The organism is Rugamonas violacea (assembly GCF_016461825.1).
In the GTDB taxonomy this organism is placed as follows: domain Bacteria; phylum Pseudomonadota; class Gammaproteobacteria; order Burkholderiales; family Burkholderiaceae_D; genus Rugamonas.
In genome coordinates this window covers 62,406-80,539 of the sequence record NZ_JAEMNU010000118.1, presented here as the reverse complement: position 1 = coordinate 80,539, position 18,134 = coordinate 62,406, and the positions used below count along the sequence as shown (strand labels likewise).

At 68.2% G+C, this 18,134-nt stretch carries 16 protein-coding genes; 12 read left to right on the top strand and 4 right to left on the bottom strand.

All coding sequences use genetic code 11. The features are described from left to right. The 10 genes from araD1 to H7U20_RS21065 all read left to right on the top strand — a co-directional run. The coding region (gene araD1, locus H7U20_RS21110) for an AraD1 family protein (protein WP_233410963.1) at positions 1 to 847 on the top strand (847 nt) is incomplete at its 5' end. Beyond that, positions 844 to 2,415: an aldehyde dehydrogenase (NADP(+)) gene (locus H7U20_RS21105; protein WP_199761108.1), complete on the top strand. Its 1,572-nt coding sequence runs from the start codon at positions 844 to 846 to the stop codon at positions 2,413 to 2,415. The genes araD1 and H7U20_RS21105, both read left to right, overlap by 4 nt. A 155-nt stretch (positions 2,416 to 2,570) precedes the next feature. Then, on the top strand, positions 2,571 to 3,338 hold the full coding sequence (locus H7U20_RS21100) for an SDR family NAD(P)-dependent oxidoreductase (protein ID WP_199761107.1): 768 nt from the start codon (positions 2,571 to 2,573) through the stop codon (positions 3,336 to 3,338). 169 nt (positions 3,339 to 3,507) lie between these two features. After that, entirely contained in the window at positions 3,508 to 4,479 is a 972-nt protein-coding gene (locus H7U20_RS21095; protein ID WP_199761106.1) for an ABC transporter substrate-binding protein, read from the top strand. Between the two features lie 21 nt (positions 4,480 to 4,500). Beyond that, positions 4,501 to 6,111 (top strand): sugar ABC transporter ATP-binding protein, encoded by a 1,611-nt coding sequence (locus H7U20_RS21090; RefSeq protein WP_199761105.1) that lies wholly within the window; start codon positions 4,501 to 4,503, stop codon positions 6,109 to 6,111. A 34-nt stretch (positions 6,112 to 6,145) separates the two neighbouring features. Further along, the gene (locus tag H7U20_RS21085; RefSeq protein WP_199761119.1) at positions 6,146 to 7,189 is read left to right on the top strand and encodes an ABC transporter permease; all 1,044 of its coding nucleotides are present in this window, start codon (positions 6,146 to 6,148) and stop codon (positions 7,187 to 7,189) included. Positions 7,190 to 7,212: 23 nt separating this feature from the next. Beyond that, complete coding sequence (yjfF, locus tag H7U20_RS21080; RefSeq protein WP_199761118.1) at positions 7,213 to 8,208, top strand: galactofuranose ABC transporter, permease protein YjfF; 996 nt, start codon at positions 7,213 to 7,215, stop codon at positions 8,206 to 8,208. A 61-nt stretch (positions 8,209 to 8,269) separates the two neighbouring features. Then, a complete protein-coding gene (locus H7U20_RS21075; RefSeq protein WP_199761104.1) occupies positions 8,270 to 9,208 on the top strand; it encodes a LysR family transcriptional regulator in 939 nt (312 codons plus the stop codon). A 101-nt stretch (positions 9,209 to 9,309) separates the two neighbouring features. Further along, positions 9,310 to 9,717, top strand: a complete 408-nt coding sequence (locus H7U20_RS21070; RefSeq protein WP_199761103.1) for a RusA family crossover junction endodeoxyribonuclease — start codon at positions 9,310 to 9,312, stop codon at positions 9,715 to 9,717. Beyond that, positions 9,714 to 10,388 (top strand): hypothetical protein, encoded by a 675-nt coding sequence (locus tag H7U20_RS21065; RefSeq protein WP_199761102.1) that lies wholly within the window; start codon positions 9,714 to 9,716, stop codon positions 10,386 to 10,388. The genes H7U20_RS21070 and H7U20_RS21065 overlap by 4 nt, the downstream gene beginning before the upstream one ends. Before the next feature lie 32 nt (positions 10,389 to 10,420). Here H7U20_RS21065 and H7U20_RS21060 read toward each other — a convergent pair whose 3' ends face one another. The 4 genes from H7U20_RS21060 to H7U20_RS21045 form a co-directional block, all read right to left on the bottom strand. Further along, the gene (locus H7U20_RS21060; protein WP_199761101.1) at positions 10,421 to 12,613 is read right to left on the bottom strand and encodes a putative bifunctional diguanylate cyclase/phosphodiesterase; all 2,193 of its coding nucleotides are present in this window, start codon (positions 12,611 to 12,613) and stop codon (positions 10,421 to 10,423) included. Between the two features lie 314 nt (positions 12,614 to 12,927). Next, the gene (locus H7U20_RS21055) at positions 12,928 to 13,344 is read right to left on the bottom strand and encodes a response regulator (protein ID WP_199761100.1); all 417 of its coding nucleotides are present in this window, start codon (positions 13,342 to 13,344) and stop codon (positions 12,928 to 12,930) included. Beyond that, a complete protein-coding gene (locus H7U20_RS21050) occupies positions 13,337 to 13,840 on the bottom strand; it encodes a GAF domain-containing protein (RefSeq protein ID WP_199761099.1) in 504 nt (167 codons plus the stop codon). The genes H7U20_RS21055 and H7U20_RS21050 overlap by 8 nt, the downstream gene beginning before the upstream one ends. An 84-nt stretch (positions 13,841 to 13,924) precedes the next feature. Then, positions 13,925 to 14,449 (bottom strand): Uma2 family endonuclease, encoded by a 525-nt coding sequence (locus H7U20_RS21045; protein WP_199761098.1) that lies wholly within the window; start codon positions 14,447 to 14,449, stop codon positions 13,925 to 13,927. Between the two features lie 196 nt (positions 14,450 to 14,645). Here H7U20_RS21045 and H7U20_RS21040 point away from each other — a divergent pair, with 196 nt between their 5' ends. Together H7U20_RS21040 and H7U20_RS21035 are read left to right on the top strand one after the other, a co-directional pair. Then, entirely contained in the window at positions 14,646 to 17,093 is a 2,448-nt protein-coding gene (locus H7U20_RS21040; RefSeq protein WP_199761097.1) for a penicillin acylase family protein, read from the top strand. A 100-nt stretch (positions 17,094 to 17,193) separates the two neighbouring features. Then, positions 17,194 to 18,120, top strand: a complete 927-nt coding sequence (locus H7U20_RS21035) for a sensor domain-containing diguanylate cyclase (RefSeq protein WP_199761096.1) — start codon at positions 17,194 to 17,196, stop codon at positions 18,118 to 18,120. Positions 18,121 to 18,134 lie beyond the last annotated feature (14 nt).

The following is an 18,134-nucleotide window of genomic DNA, read 5'->3' as shown; positions in this document are numbered from 1 at the left end:
AGCCGGCGCGGCGGCCGGCGCCAGCTTGCTGTCCTACGCCGACATCGCCGCCGCCGGCCGCCTGCTGCCACCGCTCGACCACGAGGACGACGCCCACTGCTTCGTCACCGGCACCGGCCTGACCCACCTGGGCAGCGCCGACACGCGCGACGCCATGCATAAAAAAATCGGCGGCGCGGTCGAGAACCTGAGCGACAGCATGAAGATGTTCCGTCTCGGCGTCGAGGGCGGCAAGCCCGCGCCGGGCAGCGCCGGCGTGCAGCCGGAATGGTTCTACAAGGGCGACGGTTCCATCGTCGCCGCCAGCGGCCAGGCCTTGCACATGCCCGACTTCGCCCTCGACGGCGGCGAGGAGCCGGAACTGGCCGGCCTGTACGTGATCGGCGACGACGGCCAACCCTACCGCGTCGGCTACGCCATCGGCAACGAGTTCTCCGACCATGTCACCGAGCGGCAGAACTACCTCTACCTGGCGCACTCCAAGCTGCGCGCCTGTGGCCTGGGGCCGGCGCTGCTGGTCGGCGAGGCGCCGGCCAGCGTCGAAGGCGTGTCGCGCATCATCGACGCGCAGGGCGAGGTGCGTTGGCAGAAGGTCTTCTTCAGCGGCGAGCAGAACATGTCGCACACCATCGCCAACCTGGAGCACCACCACTTCAAGTACCCGCTGTTCCGCCGCGCCGGCGACGTGCATATCCACTTTTTCGGCACCGCCACCTTGAGCGTGGCCGACAACATCGTGGTCCAGGCCGGCGAGACCTTCGAGATCGAGGCGCCGCAGTTCGGCCCTGCGCTGCGCAACACGCTGGCCGTGTATGCCACCGAGGTGGCGAAAGTGAAGACCTTATGATGATCACCGGCGAAGCCCTGATCGGCGGCCTGGCCGTCAAAGGCAGCGAGGGCGGCCTGCGCGCCTTCAACCCGGCCACGCTGCAATACCTGGAGCCGGAGTTCCACACCGTCGGCCCGGCGCAGATCGAGCTGGCCTGCGACTTGGCCGGCGCCGCCTTCGACGCCTACCGCGCCACCAGCGACGAGCAGCGCGCCGTCTTCCTCGACACCATCGGCCGGCAGCTCATGGAATTGGGCGATGCGCTGGTCGAGCGGGTGATGGCCGAGAGCGGCCTGCCGCGCGCCCGCGTCGAGGGTGAGCGCGCCCGCAGCGTGGGCCAGCTCAAGCTGTTCGCCCAGCTGCTGCGCGAGGGCTCGTGGAGCGATTTGCGCGTCGACCCGGCGCTACCGGAGCGCCAGCCGCCGCGTGCCGATCTGCGCATGCGCATGATCGGCCTGGGGCCGGTGGCGGTTTTCGCCGCCAGTAACTTCCCGCTGGCCTTCTCGGTGGCCGGCGGCGACACCGCCTCGGCGCTGGCGGCCGGCTGTCCGGTGGTGCTCAAGGCCCACTCGGCCCATCCCGGCACCTCCGAGCTGGTCGGCCGCGCCATCGTCAAGGCGGCGGCGCTGTGCGGCATGCCGGCCGGCGTGTTCGCGCTGTTGACCGGCAGCGGCAACGGCATCGGTCAGGCGCTGGTGGCCCATCCGGCCATCCAGGCGGTTGGCTTCACCGGCTCGCGCAGCGGTGGCTTGGCGCTGATGGCGGTGGCGGCGGCGCGGCCGCAGCCGATTCCGGTCTACGCCGAAATGAGCAGCATCAATCCGGTCTTCCTGCTGCCGCACGCGCTGGCGGCGCGCGCCGAGGAGATCGCCGCCGGCTTCGCCGTCTCGCTGACCCTTGGCGTCGGCCAGATGTGCACAAATCCCGGCCTGCTGCTGGCGCTGGACGGGGCGGACCTGGAGCGCTTCAAGCGGGCCGCCGCGCAGGCGTTGGAGGGCGTTGCGGCCGGCACCATGCTCAGCCCCGGCATCGCCGAAAACTTCCTCGGCGGCGTGCACAAGCTGGCCGACCACGCCGACGTGGCCACGCTGGCGCTGGCGCCGCAGCAGGGCGGCAAGGGCGCGCCCGCGCTGTTCGCCACCAGCGGCGCGGCCTTCCTGGCGCGCCGCGAGCTGGCCGACGAGGTGTTCGGGCCGGCCGCGCTGGTGGTCGCCTGCCGCGACCTGGCCGAGTTGCGCCAGGTGGCCGACAGCCTGGAAGGGCAGTTGACCGCCACCTTGCAGCTGGAGCCGGGCGACTACGACGCGGCGCGCCAGTTGCTGCCGGTGTTGGAGCGCAAGGTCGGCCGCATCCTGGCCAACGGCTTCCCCACCGGCGTCGAGGTGGCCAGCGCGATGGTGCACGGCGGCCCGTTCCCGTCCACCTCGGACGGCCGCAGCACCTCGGTCGGCACCACCGCCATCGCCCGTTTCCTGCGTCCGGTGAGCTATCAGAACCTGCCCCAGGCCCTGCTGCCGGCCGTGCTGCGGGATGATAAGCTGGCGGGATCGTGGCGCCGGGTCGACGGCGAGCTGACCCGCCAGTAGGCCGACGCGGGCGCCGGCATGCCGCTAGCTCAAGCAAACCCACAGGCGTGGAGCTGGGGTCAGACCCCGCGGGGTCTGACCCCGGTCCTACGCCTTTGGGTGGTTTGAGCGCCGCCGGCGCCTCAACTAAACACCCATAACAATTCGGAGACCGTATGACCCAATTAGCCACATTCGCCAGCTTGCGCGGCAAGCGCGTATTCATCACCGGCGGCGGCAGCGGCATCGGCGAGGCGCTGGTGGCCTCGTTCGCCGCCCAGGGCGCGCAGGTGGCCTTCGTCGACATCGTCGAGCAGGCCAGCGAGGCCCTGTGCCGCCGCCTGGCCGACGCCGGCCATCCGCCGCCTCGCTTCCGCCGCTGCGACATCACCGACATCCCGGCGCTGCAAGCGACGATGGCCGAGCTGGCCGGCGAGATCGGTGACTTCGACATCCTCGTCAACAACGCCGCCAACGACCAGCGCCACCAGACCGAGGAGGTCACGCTGGCGTACTGGAACGAGCGGGTCGCCATCAACCAGCGGCCGATGTTCTTCACCTGCCAGGCGGTGCTGGAGGGGATGAAGCGGCGCGGCGGCGGCGCCATCGTCAACGTCAGCTCGATCTCCTGGCACACCAAGAGCGCCGGCTATCCGGTGTACGCCACCTCGAAGGCCGCCGTGGTCGGCTTGACGCGCGGCCTGGCGCGCGAGTTCGGCGCCCACGGCATCCGCGTCAACACGGTCACGCCGGGCTGGGTCATGACGCAGCGCCAGATCGACTTGTGGGTCGACGCGGCGGCCGAGGTGGCGATCAAGGAGAACCAGTGCCTGCCGACCAAGCTGATGCCGCAGCATATCGCCTCGATGGTGATGTTCCTCGCCTCGGACGACGGCGCCATGTGCACGGCGCAGGAGTTCATCGTCGATGCCGGCTGGGTGTAGATCGCGCGCAGGTGATATTAAAAACGATATCGAATATGCTAAAAATGTGATTGGATAGATATTTGTCTTTCTCTTACCATTGTTTCACCAAGACGGCCGATACAGGCCGAGAGGCCGGCCGGGCGATCCCGCACGGCGGCCATGGAAAACAATCCCAACGGAGACAGACATGACTATCCACCGCAGAACCGTGCTCGCCGCCGCCGCTTTGGCCGCCCTCGCCACCGTGGGCGCCAGCCTGCCGGCCTTCGCCGCCAAGCCGCTGGTGATCGGTTTTTCCCAGGTCGGCGCCGAGAGCGAATGGCGCACCGCGAACACCGTGTCGATCAAGGAGGCGGCCAAGAAGGACGGCGTCACCTTGAAGTTCGCCGACGCGCAGCAGAAGCAGGAGAACCAGGTCAAGGCGATCCGCTCCTTCATCGCGCAGAAGGTCGACGTGATCGCCTTCTCGCCGGTGGTTGAATCGGGCTGGGACACGGTGCTGCGCGAGGCCAAGGCGGCAAAGATTCCGGTGGTGCTGACCGACCGCGCCGTCAACGTCAGCGACACCTCGTTGTATGTCACCTTCATCGGCTCGGACTTCGTCGAAGAGGGCCGCCGCGCCGGCAAGTGGCTGTTGGAGCGCGCCGCCAAGACGCCGGACGCCACCCTCAACATCGTCGAGCTGCAAGGCACGGTCGGCTCGGCGCCGGCCATCGACCGCAAGAAGGGCTTCGAGGAGGTCATCGGCACTAACTCCAAATTGAGGGTGATCCGCTCGCAGACCGGCGACTTCACCCGCGCCAAGGGCAAGGAAGTGATGGAGGCCTTCCTCAAGGCCGAGGGCAAGAAGATCAACGTGCTGTACGCGCACAACGACGATATGGCGATCGGCGCGATTCAGGCGATCGAGGAGGCCGGCCTCAAACCGGGCACCGACATCGTGGTGATTTCGATCGACGGCGTCAAGGGCGCCTTCGAGGCGATGATCGCCGGGAAGCTCAACGTGACGGTGGAATGCAGCCCGCTGCTCGGCCCGCAGTTGATGCAGATCGCCCGCGACGTGGTGGCCGGCAAGCCGGTGCCGAAGCGGATCACCACGGTCGAGGGGGTGTTCCCGGCCGAGGTGGCGGCGAAGGAATTCCCGAACCGGAAGTACTGAGCTGAAGCGCTGAACTGAACCATGAACACTCCAGCGCACGCCGCTGGCTCCACGCCGACCGCGCCGCAAGCCGCGCCGGTGCTGGAGTTGCGCGGCATCTGTAAGCAGTTCCCGGGCGTGAAGGCGCTCAGCGAGGTCGGCCTGCGTCTATTCCCCGGCGAGGTGCACACGCTGATGGGGCAGAACGGCGCCGGCAAGTCGACGCTGATCAAGGTGCTGACCGGCGTCTATACGCCGGAGCGGGGCCAGATCCTGCTCGATGGCGCGGCCATCCGGCCGTCGTCAACGCTGGACGCCCAGCGCCTGGGCATCAGCACGGTCTACCAGGAGGTCAACCTGTGCCCCAATCTGTCGGTGGCGGAGAACATCTTCATCGGCCGCTATCCGCGCCGCTTCGGCCGCATCGACTGGCACAGCATGCGATTACAGGCCGCCGCGCTGCTGGAGCGCATGGGCATCCGCATCGACGTGGCGGCGCCGTTGGCGCGCTATCCGCTGGCGATCCAGCAGATGGTGGCGATCTCGCGCGCGCTCAATGTGCGGGCCCGGGTGCTGGTGCTCGACGAGCCGACCTCCAGCCTGGACGAGAACGAGGTGGCGTTGTTGTTCGGCGTGCTGCGCCAACTGCGCGCCGACGGCATGGCGATCCTGTTCGTCACCCATTTCCTCGACCAGACCTACGCGATTTCCGACCGCATCACGGTGATGCGCAACGGCGAGCGGGAAGGGGAGTACAACTGCGCCGAGCTGTCGCGGCTGGCGTTGGTCAACAAGATGGTCGGCGCGGCGGACGGCCATGGCGCAGACGCGGCGCGGCCCGGCGCGCAGTCCGGCGCGCAGTTCGACACGGCGCTCGACGCCGGCCTGCCGGCGCGGCTGCGGGCGCCGGCGCCACAGCCGGCCTTTTTGCTGGCGCGCGGCCTTGGTCGCAAGGGCGCGCTGGCGCCGCTCGATCTGGACATCCATTCCGGCGAGCTGCTCGGCCTGTGCGGCCTGCTCGGCTCCGGCCGCACCGAGACGGCGCGGCTGCTGTTCGGCGCCGACAAGGCCGACAGCGGCGCCATCGCCATTGACGGCAAGGTGTGCAGCATCGCCGCGCCGCGCGACGCCATCGCCGCCGGCATCGGCTTCTGCTCGGAGGACCGCAAACACGAGGGCGCGGTGTTGGAGCTGTCGGTGCGCGAGAACATCATCCTGGCCTTGCAGGCGCGCGGCGGGCTGCTGCGCGCCATTCCGATGCGCCATCAGCAGGCACTGGCCGAGGAGTACGTGCGCTCGCTGGGCATCAAGACGGCCGGCATCGAGACGCCGATCGGCACCCTGTCCGGCGGTAACCAGCAGAAGGTGTTGCTGGCGCGCTGGCTGGCCACCGCGCCGCGCATGCTGATACTCGACGAGCCGACCCGTGGCATCGACGTGCGCGCCAAGCAGGAGATCATGGATTATGTGGGCGCGCTGTGCCGCAAGGGCATGTCGATCCTGTTCATTTCGTCGGAGCTGAGCGAGGTGCTGCGGTATAGCGACCGCATGCTGGTGCTGCGCGACCGCAAGGCCAGCGGCGAATTCCGTCGCGGCGAACTGGACGAACATTCGGTGCTGCAGGTGATCGCGGCGGGAGAGCGCTGTGCTTAAGACGATTCCATTCACCCCATCCATCGGCCTGCCCATGTTTGTGCGCCACCCGCTGTTCCGGCCGCTGGCCGCCCTGGCCCTGCTGTTGCTGGTCGACCTGTTGCTGATCCCCGGTTTCTTCCGCCTGGAGCTCAAGGACGGCCACCTGTACGGCAGCGTGATCGACATCGTCAACCGCGCCGCGCCGCTGATGCTGGCGGCGCTGGGCATGACCTTGGTGATCGCCACGCGCGGCATCGATATTTCGGTGGGCGCCGTGGTGGCCATATCCGGCACGGTGGCGGCGATGCTGATCGGCGGCGACATGGTGATGCGCCACGGCGTGGCCGAATACGTCAGCCGCGTGCCGATGGCCTGGGCCTTGGCCGCCGCGCTGGGTGCGGCGCTGCTGTGTGGCGCCTGGAACGGCCTGCTGGTGGCCGGGCTGGGACTGCAACCCATCGTCGCCACCTTGATCCTGATGGTGGCCGGGCGCGGCCTGGCCCAGTTGATGACGGACGGGCAGATCGTCACCGTCTACTACCAGCCGTACTTCTTCATCGGCGGCGGCTACCTGCTTGGCCTGCCGTTCGCCTTGTATATCGTCGGCGCCGTGTTTCTGGCCACCGCGCTGCTGATGCGGCACACCGCGCTGGGTTTGTTCATCCAGGCGGTCGGCATCAATCCGGTGGCGGCGCGTTTGGCCGGCGTGCGCACCGCCACGCTGATCTTCCTGGTCTACGTGTTTTGCAGCGCCTGCGCCGGCATGGCCGGCTTGATGATCAGCGCGAACATCAAGAGCGCCGACGCCAACAACGCCGGCCTGCTGCTGGAACTCGACGCCATCCTCGCCGTGACCCTGGGCGGCACCTCGCTGGGTGGCGGCAAATTCAGCCTGGTCGGCAGCGTCATCGGCGCCTTGATCATCCAGACGCTGACCTACACCATCTACTCGCTCGGCCTGGCGCCGGAGGTGAACATGGTGGTCAAGTCGGCGGTGGTGTTCCTGGTCTGCCTGTCGCAGTCGGCCGAATTCAAGACCATGTGGGCGCGCCTGCGCGGGCCGGCGCTGCACAGCAAACAAGGCGGCACAATATGAACACGATGAACACGATGAACACGATGAACACGACTCCTCTGCACGCGCTGCAAACCAGCTGGCGCGGCTTGCTCGCCTCTCCCTATTTCACTTCGCTGGTGACGGTGGCGCTGCTGGCCGTGCTGCTGGCCTGCGGCGGCGCGGCCTATCCCGGCTTCCTGTCCTTGCAGGTGTTGTTCAATCTGTTGATCGACAACGCCTTCCTGCTGGTGATCGCGGTCGGCATGAGCTTTGTGATTCTGTCCGGCGGCATCGACCTGTCGGTCGGTTCGGTGCTGGCGCTGAGTACCATGCTGGCCGCCTGGCTGCTACAGGTCTGGCATGTGCCGCCGCTGCTGGTGATCGGCGTTGTGCTGTTGCTCGGCGCCGGCTTCGGCGCGGCGATGGGCGCGCTGATCCACTACTTCAAGCTGCAACCGTTCATCGTCACGCTGGCCGGCATGTTCCTGGCGCGCGGCTTGTGCTACCTGATCAGCGTCAGCTCGATCACCATCAGCGATCCGCTGTTCGTGGCGATGTCGCAGACCCAACTGGCGGTGCCGGGCGGCTTTGTCTCGCCGGGCGTGCTGATCGCGTTGCTGACGCTGGCGCTGGCCATCTACATGGCGCACTACACACCGTTCGGCCGGGCGCTGTACGCGGTGGGCGGCAACGAGCAGTCGGCGTTGATGATGGGCCTGGCCGTCGGCCGCAGCAAGGTGCTGGTGTACGCCTTCAGCGGCGGCTGCGCGGCGCTGGGCGGCGTGCTGTTCTCGTTCTATATGCTGTCCGGCTATGGCCTGCACGCGCAGGGCGTCGAACTGGACGCCATCGCGGCGGTGGTGATCGGCGGCACGCTGCTCAGCGGCGGCTATGGTTACGTGGCGGGCGCCTTGTCCGGCGTGCTGGTGCTGGGGACGATACAGACGCTGATCGCCTTCGACGGCACGCTCAGCTCCTGGTGGACCAAGATCGTGATTGGCGGGCTGCTGTTCGTGTTCTGTCTGGTGCAGCGCTTGATGGCGCGCAGTGCCCCGTAAGGTATATCGAAATTGATATTGTATGGCGATTATTAATACCGATTATGATATCATTTCTCCCATGGATACCAACCCGAACTGGTTTTTGCGCGCGCGCCTGAAGACGCGGCAGCTACTGTTGTTGATCGCGCTCGACGAGCAACGCAACATCCACCGCGCGGCCGAGCAGTTGCACATGACGCAGCCGGCCGCGTCCAAGCAGCTCAAGGATCTGGAGGAGATGCTCGACGTGCAGTTGTTCGAGCGTCTGCCGCGCGGCATGGAACCGACCATCTACGGCGAGACGATGATACGGCACGCCCGCATGGCGCTGACCAGCCTGTCGCTGGCGCACGAGGACATCGTCGCCATCAAGGCCGGCCTGGCCGGGCAGGTGGAGATCGGCACCATCATGACGCCGGGCATGGCGCTGCTGCCGCGCGCGCTGTCGCAGGTCAAGCAGGTCGCGCCGCGCCTGCGCATCGGCGTGCAGATGGAGCAGAGCAACGTCCTGATGGAGCAGCTGCAACGCGGTCAGCTCGACTTCATGATCGGCCGCATTCCCGAACGCGAGAGCGCCGCCGGCCTGAGTTACGAGGAGCTGAGCGACGAGCCGGCCTGCGCCGTGGTGCGCAGCGGCCATCCGCTGCTGGCCGCGGCCGATTTGCGGCTGGAGGACTTGGCCGGCCAGCCCTGGGTGCTGCCGCCGCCGGGCAGCATCCTGCGCTCGCGCTTCGAACTGATGTTCCGCCGCGCCGGGCTGGAGGTGCCGGTCAACGTCATCGACACCACCGCCGTGCTGCTGGTGACGGCGCTGCTGCAGCAAACCGACGCGCTGAACGTGATGCCGATCGCGGTGGCGCGCTATTACGCCTCGCTCAATGTGCTGAGCATCCTGCCGATCGAGCTGCCCTGCCGCATGGACGCCTTCGGCATCATCACCGTCGACGGCCATCTGCCGTCGCCCGGCGCCCAACTGCTGCTGCAGACGGTGCGCAAGGTGGCGAAGGAAATCTACTAGCGTTGCGGGATTGATCCGGTAGTGTTTTGAACCTATACTCAGATTTCACCAAGGTCGAAATGGCCGCATCTTTACGCTTGGAACTTTAACCAACTGAGATTATGCGGCCCTTTGAATTGTTGATTGCCAAGCGTCCGGTTTCGTTGCAAACCAAGAGGCGAAAGAATCTCCAGGCATGGAAGAATTTTGTGCGGACGGAGGCGGCGAAGGTATGGAACGCGGACGATCCGCCGGTGGGTTCGCCGTTCCTTCGATGTATCATCGTCTATCTCTGCGACAATTCGCCGGCAGATATCGACAACATCATCAAGCCGATTCAGGATGCCTTGGTTGGTTTGGTTTTCGAAGATGATTTCCTGGTTTCAGATGTGGACAGCCATCGTCGTTTTTTAGCTGATACTATCGATGTGACATCACTGCCGCTGTTGCTTCAAGCCGGCGTGGCGAAAGGGGAAGAGTGCGTATATGTACGAATTTCTGACGCACAGGACCTGAGGAACTACTTATGACGATCCCCACAAATACCTTGCGCGAGCAGAAGTTGGACGCGCTGGCCTCCACATATGCGGATGACGGCTATGACGTTCTGAGACAGCCGAGCGCTGCCGATATGCCGTTTGATTTGGACGGCTATCGCCCAGATTTAATTGCTAAAAAAGACGGTGGTGGATTCATCGTTGAGGTGAGGACTGGCGCGTCGCCAGGGGCTGTCGAGCGTGTCCAGTCAATCGCGCAAGAAATTGCAAGGCATCCTGGATGGCGTTTCTTGTTAGCCACAATGGCCGATGCCGATCCTTCCATCGTCCCGACGACGGCGGAAGAACTGCCTACCTGGCGGCAATTGACGGACAAGCTCAAGCAGGCGAGGGCGCTGGCCGGGAGTGGCGCTGTCGAACCCGCATTGTTGTTTCTGTGGAGCATATTCGAGGCGGCACTGCGCAAGCACGCGATCGCCGAGAGCATTCCGGTGGAGCGGTTTCCGTCGGCCATGTTACTGAACCACATGTATTCGCAGGGCGAGCTTTCCGTTGCCCAATACGACCAGTTTCGCGAATTTATGACCATCCGAAATCGTTTGGCCCACGGTGCGAATACGACCGTTGCCCCCGTCACCGTGACCGCGCTGCTGAATGAAGTAGGCGAGCTCGTCGCCGATTGGATGGCAGTAAAAGCCATTTAAGCAATTCGCCGGGCTGGACGCGCTGAGTGCCGTCAACCGCTGGGTAAGCGCGCGGCCTGGTCGGCGTATTCGTTCCACAGCGTTTCGAACTGCGCCAGCGGCAGCGGGCGGCCGAACAAATAACCCTGGTAGTGCAGGCAGCCGACGTGGGCCAGTTGCTGGCGCTGGTCGTCGCTTTCGACACCCTCGGCGATGACGTCGAGGTTCAGGCTGTGCGCCATCGCGGTGATGGTGCGGACGATGGCCTGGGCGCTGTTGTCGCTGGCCAGGTCGCGCACGAAGGACTGGTCGATCTTCAACTGGTCGAGCGGCAGCTGCTTCAGGTACTGCAGCGAGGAGTAGCCGGTGCCGAAGTCGTCGAGCGAGAAGCGCACGCCGATGGCCTTCAGCTCCGTCATGCTGGCCACCGTGTCGCCGATGTTCTCCAACAAAATCCCTTCGGTCAGTTCGAGCTTGAGCAGCGCCGGGTTGATGGCGTGGCGCTGCACGGCGGCGTAGACCTGGGCGCCGAAGTCGGCCTGGCGGAACTGGCGCGCGCTGACGTTGACGGCCAGCGACAAGCGGCTGGTGCGCTCGTCCTGCGACCACAGTTGCAACTGGGCGCAGGCCTGCTCGATCACCCATTTACCGATCGGCAGGATCATGCCGGTCTCCTCGGCCAGCGGAATGAACTTGGCCGGCGAGATGAAGCTGCCGTCCGGCTGGATCCAGCGCAGCAGCGCTTCGGCGCCGGTGGGGCGCTGTTCGGAGTCGACCTGGATCTGGTAGTACAACTCGAACTGCTGCTGCTCGAAGGCGCCGCGCAACTCGTTCTCCAGCGCGGCGCGGGCGCTGATGGCGTCCTGCATCTGCTGGTCGAAGAAGCGCAGCGCGTTGCGGCCGGCCTTCTTGGCCTGGTACATGGCGATGTCGGCCTGCATCAGCAGCTCGTCGGGCGCCTGTTCGTGGTTGTGGAACAGCGTCGCGCCGATGCTGGGCGTGCTGCGCACGGTGTGCGCGCCGAGTTGGTAGGGCTGGGTCAGCGAGGCGAGGACCTTGTTGCCCAGGGTTTCGGTGTGGGCGGCGGCGCCGATGGCGTGGTCGCTCATGCCCTCGGCCAGCACGACGAACTCGTCGCCGCCCAGCCGCGCCACGGTGTCGCCGTGGCGCAGGCAGTCGTGCAGGCGTTGGGCGACCTGCTGCAGCAACTGGTCGCCGATGTTGTGGCCCAGCGTGTCGTTGAGGGTCTTGAAGTTGTCCAGGTCGAGGAACATCAGCGCGCTGTACTTGCCGGTGGCGGCGGTGCTGGCCAGCACCTGGCGCAGGCGGTCGAGCAGCAGGCGGCGGTTGGGCAGGCGGGTCAGCGGGTCGTAGAAGGCCAGGTTCTTGATCTCGTCGCTGGCCGCCTTGCTCAGCGTGATGTCGGTCAGCGAGGCGACGTAGTTGGTGACGCTGCCGTCGCGGTCCTTGACGGCGGTGATGTTGAGGCGTTCGGGATACACCTCGCCGTTCTTGCGGCGGTTCCAGATCTCGCCTTCCCAGCTGCCCTGGCGGCGGATGGCTTGCCACATGGCGCCGTAGAAGGCGGCGTCGTGGCGGCCGGAGTTGAGCACCTTGGGCGACTGGCCGATGATCTCGTCGCGGCTGTAGCCGGTGATCTGGCAGAAGGCTTGGTTGACCTGCAGGATGCGGCCGCCGGCGTCGGTGACCATCATGCCCTCGGGCGATTCGAAGGCGATGGCGGCGATGCGCAGGTTGGCCTCGCTCTGGCGCCGCTCGGTGATGTCGCGGTGGGCGACGATGGCGCCGCGCCAGTCGTAGTGCAGCGGCGTGGCGCTCATGCTGTACCAGCGCTGCTGCTGCGGCGTGTGGCAGGGGTATTCCATCTCGAACGAGGGCAGCGTGCCGTCGAGCACGGCGCGGATGCCGTGGCAGGCCTCGGCCGCGCCGGTGCCGGCGCCGGCCGTGCCGGCGGCGCAGCCGCTCAGGTAGTTGCTGCCCAGCGCGGCGTGGCCGGGAATCGGCGCCTCGGCTTGGCGGTTGTGGTCGGCGAAGCGGCGCCAGGCGGCGTTGACGGCGACGATGCGGCCGTGCTGGTCGAGCACGGCGATCTGTTCGGGCAGGGCGTCGAGCACGGCGCAGGCGAAGGGCTGGCTGCCGTCGACGGCGATGCCGGCGCCGCCGTCGCATTGCGGCCGTGGCACGGGCGGCGGCTGGTCGAGCAGTTCGCAGTGGGCCGTCTGCATCGTCGCGCAGGTGGCCTGGCAGGACGGTGGCCGGGACGCAGCTGTGGCGTGGCCGGCGTGGCTGCGGTTGTGGCTGTGGACAGCGGGCTCGGGTGGCGACGCGGGCGGGTGCGCGGCGGGCCCTTCCGGGGGAGGGCTGGGCAGGTCTTTCATGGCCGACTTCCTGAATATTCTATAGTTGCCGCCAAGCATAATGATGTGGAACAAGAAAAAACTTGATTTGGATCAAAATGCGGCCAATGGGACGGAAACTACTTAGTTCAATCGCCGCCGGCGCGTCGCGGGCGGCGGGGAACGTGGTCGGACAGGCAAGTTTAGCCGCGCGGCGCGGCGGCGAAGGAGGCGAAGGTGTCGAGCAGCACGCGGGCGCGGAAGGGCTTGAGGATGAGGCGGTGGACCTGGCGGGTTTGCAGTTGCTTGAGCAGCGCGCAAGTGGCGTGCTCGACCATGATGGCGATGGGGATGTCGGGCGCGCTGGCGGACTGGCCGCCGCGCACCTGGTCGAGCAGGCTCAGGTCGAAGCAGCTGATCTCGCCGTCGGGGCAGTCGATGGCGAAGACGGCGCCGTAGAAGGCTTGTTCGCGCAGCAGGCGGCGCGCCACGGCGCCGCTGGCGGCCTCGCGGATGTCGCCCATGCCGAGGGAACGGGCGGTCAGCGCGACGGTTTGGCGCAGCAGCGCCTCCGGCTCGACCAGCAGCATCTGCGCCTGCCCGGGCAGGCGCTCAGTCATGCTTGGCCTCGGCCGGCCGGCCCAGTTCCCGCACCAGCAGGTCGCGCAGCGTGCGCAGGATGGCCAGGTCGACCGGGCCGAACTGGCGCGGCTGGCTGTCCATCAGGCACAGGGTGCCGACGGTGTTGCCGCAGGGGAGGGTCAGCGGCGCGCCGGCGTAGAAGCGCACGTGGGGCGGGCCGCTGACCAGCGGGTTGTCGGCGAAGCGGCCGTCGGCCAGGGCGTCGGGGATCAGCAACACGTCGGGTTCGGCGATGGCGTGGCCGCAGAAGGAGATGTCGCGCGCCATCTCGCACAGCGGCATGCCGACGCGGGCCATGAACCACTGGCGGTGTTCATCGACCAGGCTGATGGTGGCGACCGGAACGTCGAACTCGGCGGCGGCGAACTGCACCACCTTGTCGAAGCGCTGTTGCGGCGGCGTGTCGAGGATCAGCAGGCGGTGCAGGGCGGCCAGGCGCTCGGCGTCGTGGGCGGGGATGGGGGCGGCGAGCATGGCGGGCGGCGGCTGGCGGCGAGAGTGGCGATGCCGACTACTCTAGCAGAAGCCGGCGCCGGCGCGGTGGTTTTGCCGCCGCGCTCAGCGAAACATCTCGGCCGGCGGTTCGAGCCGCAGCGCGAAGCTGGAGGCGTTGAACTCGCCGTCCGGGCGGTGGTGGTAGACGGCGCCGTTCAGGTCGATCAGCGCCACCTCGGTCGCGCCGGCGGCCAGGTAGGCGCCGATTTTTTGGCCGATCGCCTTGTGGCGGTTGCCGGGCGACAGCACCTCGGCCACCAGCGGCGGACAGGTGGGCATCGGCGCGGCGCTCAGCGTCTCGGCCCAACGCTGCTGCGGCAGCCAGGCGGCATCGGGCACGCGCACGCCGGTCCGGGTGCCGATGGCCAGGTTGGGGTAGGCCCGTCCGCCCAGTTGCTCGCGTAGTTGTTCCAAGACCCAGGCGACGACGGACTGGTGCCGGTTGCGGGGCGATGGACTCACGATGAGTTCTCCGTATTCGGATAGTTCATAGAAATCGGGTGTGTTCGGGTCGTCGCCCAACTGCTGCCACAACTGGGACAACGCGGCCGGACTCAAGGGTTCGGTTTTTTTAATGCCGGTATGCATGGCGGGCCTCTCAAAAGGCAGCAAACAGGGGGGCAGTATAGCGCGGCGCGGCGGGCCAACGGCGGCGCGCGCGGATGGCGCCATCTCGCTATGACTTGGATCAATTCTTGCCGCTCCGGCAATTTTTCTGGCAATATTGCCACGCGGGATGGGCGCCGGGCGCCCGTCTGTCGCACCATTGCCAAGCGGGAGTCGCATGCAAGCTAGTCGAATCGGAAGATGGTCCAGGCGCGCCGCGCTGGCGCTGTTGTTGCTGGTGCTGTTGGCGGCGCTGGGTGTCTGGCTGTTCCTGCGCGCCAGCCTGGCCCAGCTCGACGGCACGCGCCGCGTGGACGGTCTCGACGGCGCCGTCAGCATCGCCCGCGACGCGCTGGGCGTGCCGCAGATCAGCGGCGCCAGCCGCAACGACGTGGCCTACGCCACCGGCTTCGTCCACGCCCAGGAGCGCTACTTCCAGATGGACCTGCTGCGCCGGCTGGCGGCCGGCGAGTTGGCCGAGTTGTTCGGCGAACGCGCCGTCGAGGCCGACAAGATCCACCGCCTGCACCGCTTCCGCGCCCGCGCCGAGGCGGCGTTGGCGGCGCTGCCGGCGGAGGACAAGCTGCTGCTGTGGCGCTATGTCGACGGCGTCAACGCCGGCCTGCAGGGTCTGGCCGCGCGGCCTTTCGAGTACGCGCTGACCGGCGCGGCGCCACGTCCGTGGGCGATGGCCGATTCGCTGCTGGTGATCTGGGCCATGTATTTCGATCTGCAGGGCGCGCAGGAGGGGCGCGAGCTGGCGCGCGGCTGGCTGGCGCAGAACAGCGACGCGGCGCAGCGCGATTTTCTGACGCCGCGCGGCAGCCAGTGGGACGTGCCGCTGGACGCCGCCGCGGTGTCGCCCGAGCTCGAGTCGGCCGCCGTGCCGGCACGGGCGCCGGCCTGGTGGGGCAAGCCCTTGCCGGCGCCGGCGCCCGGTGCGGTGGGCGGGGCCAGGCTGGCGCAGGCGGCCGCGCCGACGCTGGCGGCGGTCGATCTGGTCGACGCGGTCGGCAGCAACAACTGGGCGCTGGCCGGCAGCCGCACGCGCGACGGCGGCGCCATCGTCGCCGCCGACATGCACTTGGGCATACAGCTGCCCAACATCTGGTATCGCGCCGCGCTGCGCTTCCCCGACGCCCAGGGCCAGGCGCGCCGCGTGGTCGGCGTGACGCTGCCGGGCACGCCGGTGGTGGTGGTGGGCAGCAACGGCCATGTCGCCTGGGGCTACACCAACAGCTACGCCGACCATCTCGACCTGATCGCGCTGGAGACCGACCCGGCGCGGCCCGGCCAGCTGCGCACGCGTCGCGGCTGGGAGACGCCGCGCACGCTGCGCGAGACCATTTTGGTCAAAGGCGCGGCGGCGCTGACGTTCGAGGTGCGCGAGACCTCGCTCGGACCGCTGCGCGAGGCGCTCGGCCACACCTACGCGATCCAGTGGAGCGCCCACGCACCGCAGGCGGCCAGCCTGAACGCGCGCCGGATGGAGCTGGTCGACACCTTGCAACAGGCGTTGGCGCTGGCGCCGACGCTGGGCATCCCGGCGCAGAACTTCGTCGCCGGCGACGCCCAGGGCAATATCGGCTGGACCATCGCCGGGCCGCTGCCGCGCCGCGCCGGCGACGCCGAGCGGGCCAGCTTCCCGTTGGCGTTGGACGATCCGGCCGGCGTCTGGACCGGCTGGCTGACGCCGGCCGAGTATCCGCGCGTGGTCAATCCGGCCGGCGGCCAGGTGTACACGGCCAACAGCCGGCAACTGGCCGGCGCCGGCGCGGCGTTGCTGGGCGACGGCGGCTACGACCTGGGCGCGCGGACGCGCCAGGTGCGCGACGATTTGGCGGCGCTGGGGCCGAGGGCCGACGCCGCCGGCGTCTACGCGGTCGGCCTGGACGACCGCGCCCTGTTCATCGCCGCCTGGCGCGAGCGCGCCGTCGCCGCGCTGGACGCCGGCGCCGTGGCCGGCCGGCCACAGCGGGCCGAGGCGCTGCGCCTGCTCAACAGCAGCTGGAGCGGCCGCGCCAGCGTCGACTCGGTGGGCTACCGCATCGCCCACGACTACCTGTTCGAGCTGTACGAGATCGTCTTCGAGAGCGCCAACGTCGAGCTGGCCCGGCTCGGCCCCAAGGCGACCATGTGGCAGGCCAGTCGGCGCTGGCCGGCGCTGCTGGCGCGCCTGCTCGACGAGCGGCCGGCCGGCTGGCTGCCGCCGGCCTATACCAGTTGGCAGCAGTTGCAATTGGCCGCGCTGGACCGCGTCATCGTCCGCCTGGGCAGGGACGGCCGGCCGCTGGCCGAGGCCAGCTGGGGCGAGCGCAACCGCGCCAGCAGCGCCCATCCGTTCAGCAGCCTGCTGCCGCCGGCGCTGCGCTGGCTGGCCGTGCCGCCCGACATGCTGGCCGGCGACAGCAACATGCCGCGCGTGGCCGGGCCGGCCTTCGGCCAGTCCGAGCGGCTGACGGTGGCGCCGGGGCGCGAGGAGCAGGGCCTGTTCGCCATGCCGGGCGGGCAGAGCGGCCATCCACTCTCGCCGTACTTCCTGGCCGGCCACGCCGACTGGGTGGCCGGCGGCGCGCTGCCGCTGCTGCCCGGGGCCGCCGTGCACACGCTGAGCCTGACCCGCTAGCCGATCCGGCGCCGCCGTTTGCGGCGGCGAGCGCGATTCGGCGTATGATCGACTTACCGCTGGGCCGGCGCTCCGGGCCAGCTTTTCGAAAGAGGACGGCATGATCAAGGATTTCGCCAGCGCGTCGCAAGAGGCGATGACGTTTTTGCGGGAGCGCTTCGGCTTTCAACTGTGGATGGTGACGCGCGCCGAGGCCGACGATTGGATCGTGCTGCACGCCGAGGACCACGGCTACGGCGTGCGCGCCGGCCAGGTGTTCCGCTGGACCGACTCGTTCTGCTCGCGCATGGTGCGCGGCCTGGGGCCGCGCGTCGCGCCCGACGCCAGCCAGGTGGCGGTGTACCAGGCGGCGCCGATCGGCCAGCTGGTCGAAATCGGCGCCTACATCGGCATTCCGCTGACGCGCGCCGACGGCAGCCTGTTCGGCACCCTGTGCGCGATCGACCCGCAGGTGCAGCCGGAGGCGCTCACCGGGCAGTTGCCCTTGTTCGAGCTGCTGGCGGGCATGCTGTCGGCGCTGCTGGCGACCGAGTTGCAGGCGGCCGAGGCGATCCGCCGCGCCGAGCGGGCCGAGGCCGAAGCCACCCGCGACAGCTTGACCGGCCTGTACAACCGGCGCGGCTGGGATCTGCTGCTGCAGCGCGAAGAGGAGCGCTGCCTGCGCTACGGTCATCCGGCCTGCGTGATCTCGATCGACCTCGACGAACTGAAACTGACCAACGACCGCCACGGCCATGCCGCCGGCGACATGCTGCTGATGCGCACCGGCGAGGCCTTGCAGCAGGTGATCCGCGCCACCGACGTGGCGGCGCGGCTGGGCGGCGACGAGTTCGCCGTGCTGAGCATCGAGTGCGATGACGCCAGCCATCTGGTGACGCGCCTGGGCGACAAGCTTGAGGCGAGCGGCGTCAAGGCGTCGATCGGCGTGGCGGCGCGGCGCACCGACCTGAGCCTGCAGCAAGCCTTCGAGCAGGCCGACGCCGAGATGTACCAGGCCAAGCGCCGCCGCAAGCAGCAGGGCGCCTGACTAAGCACACGGGA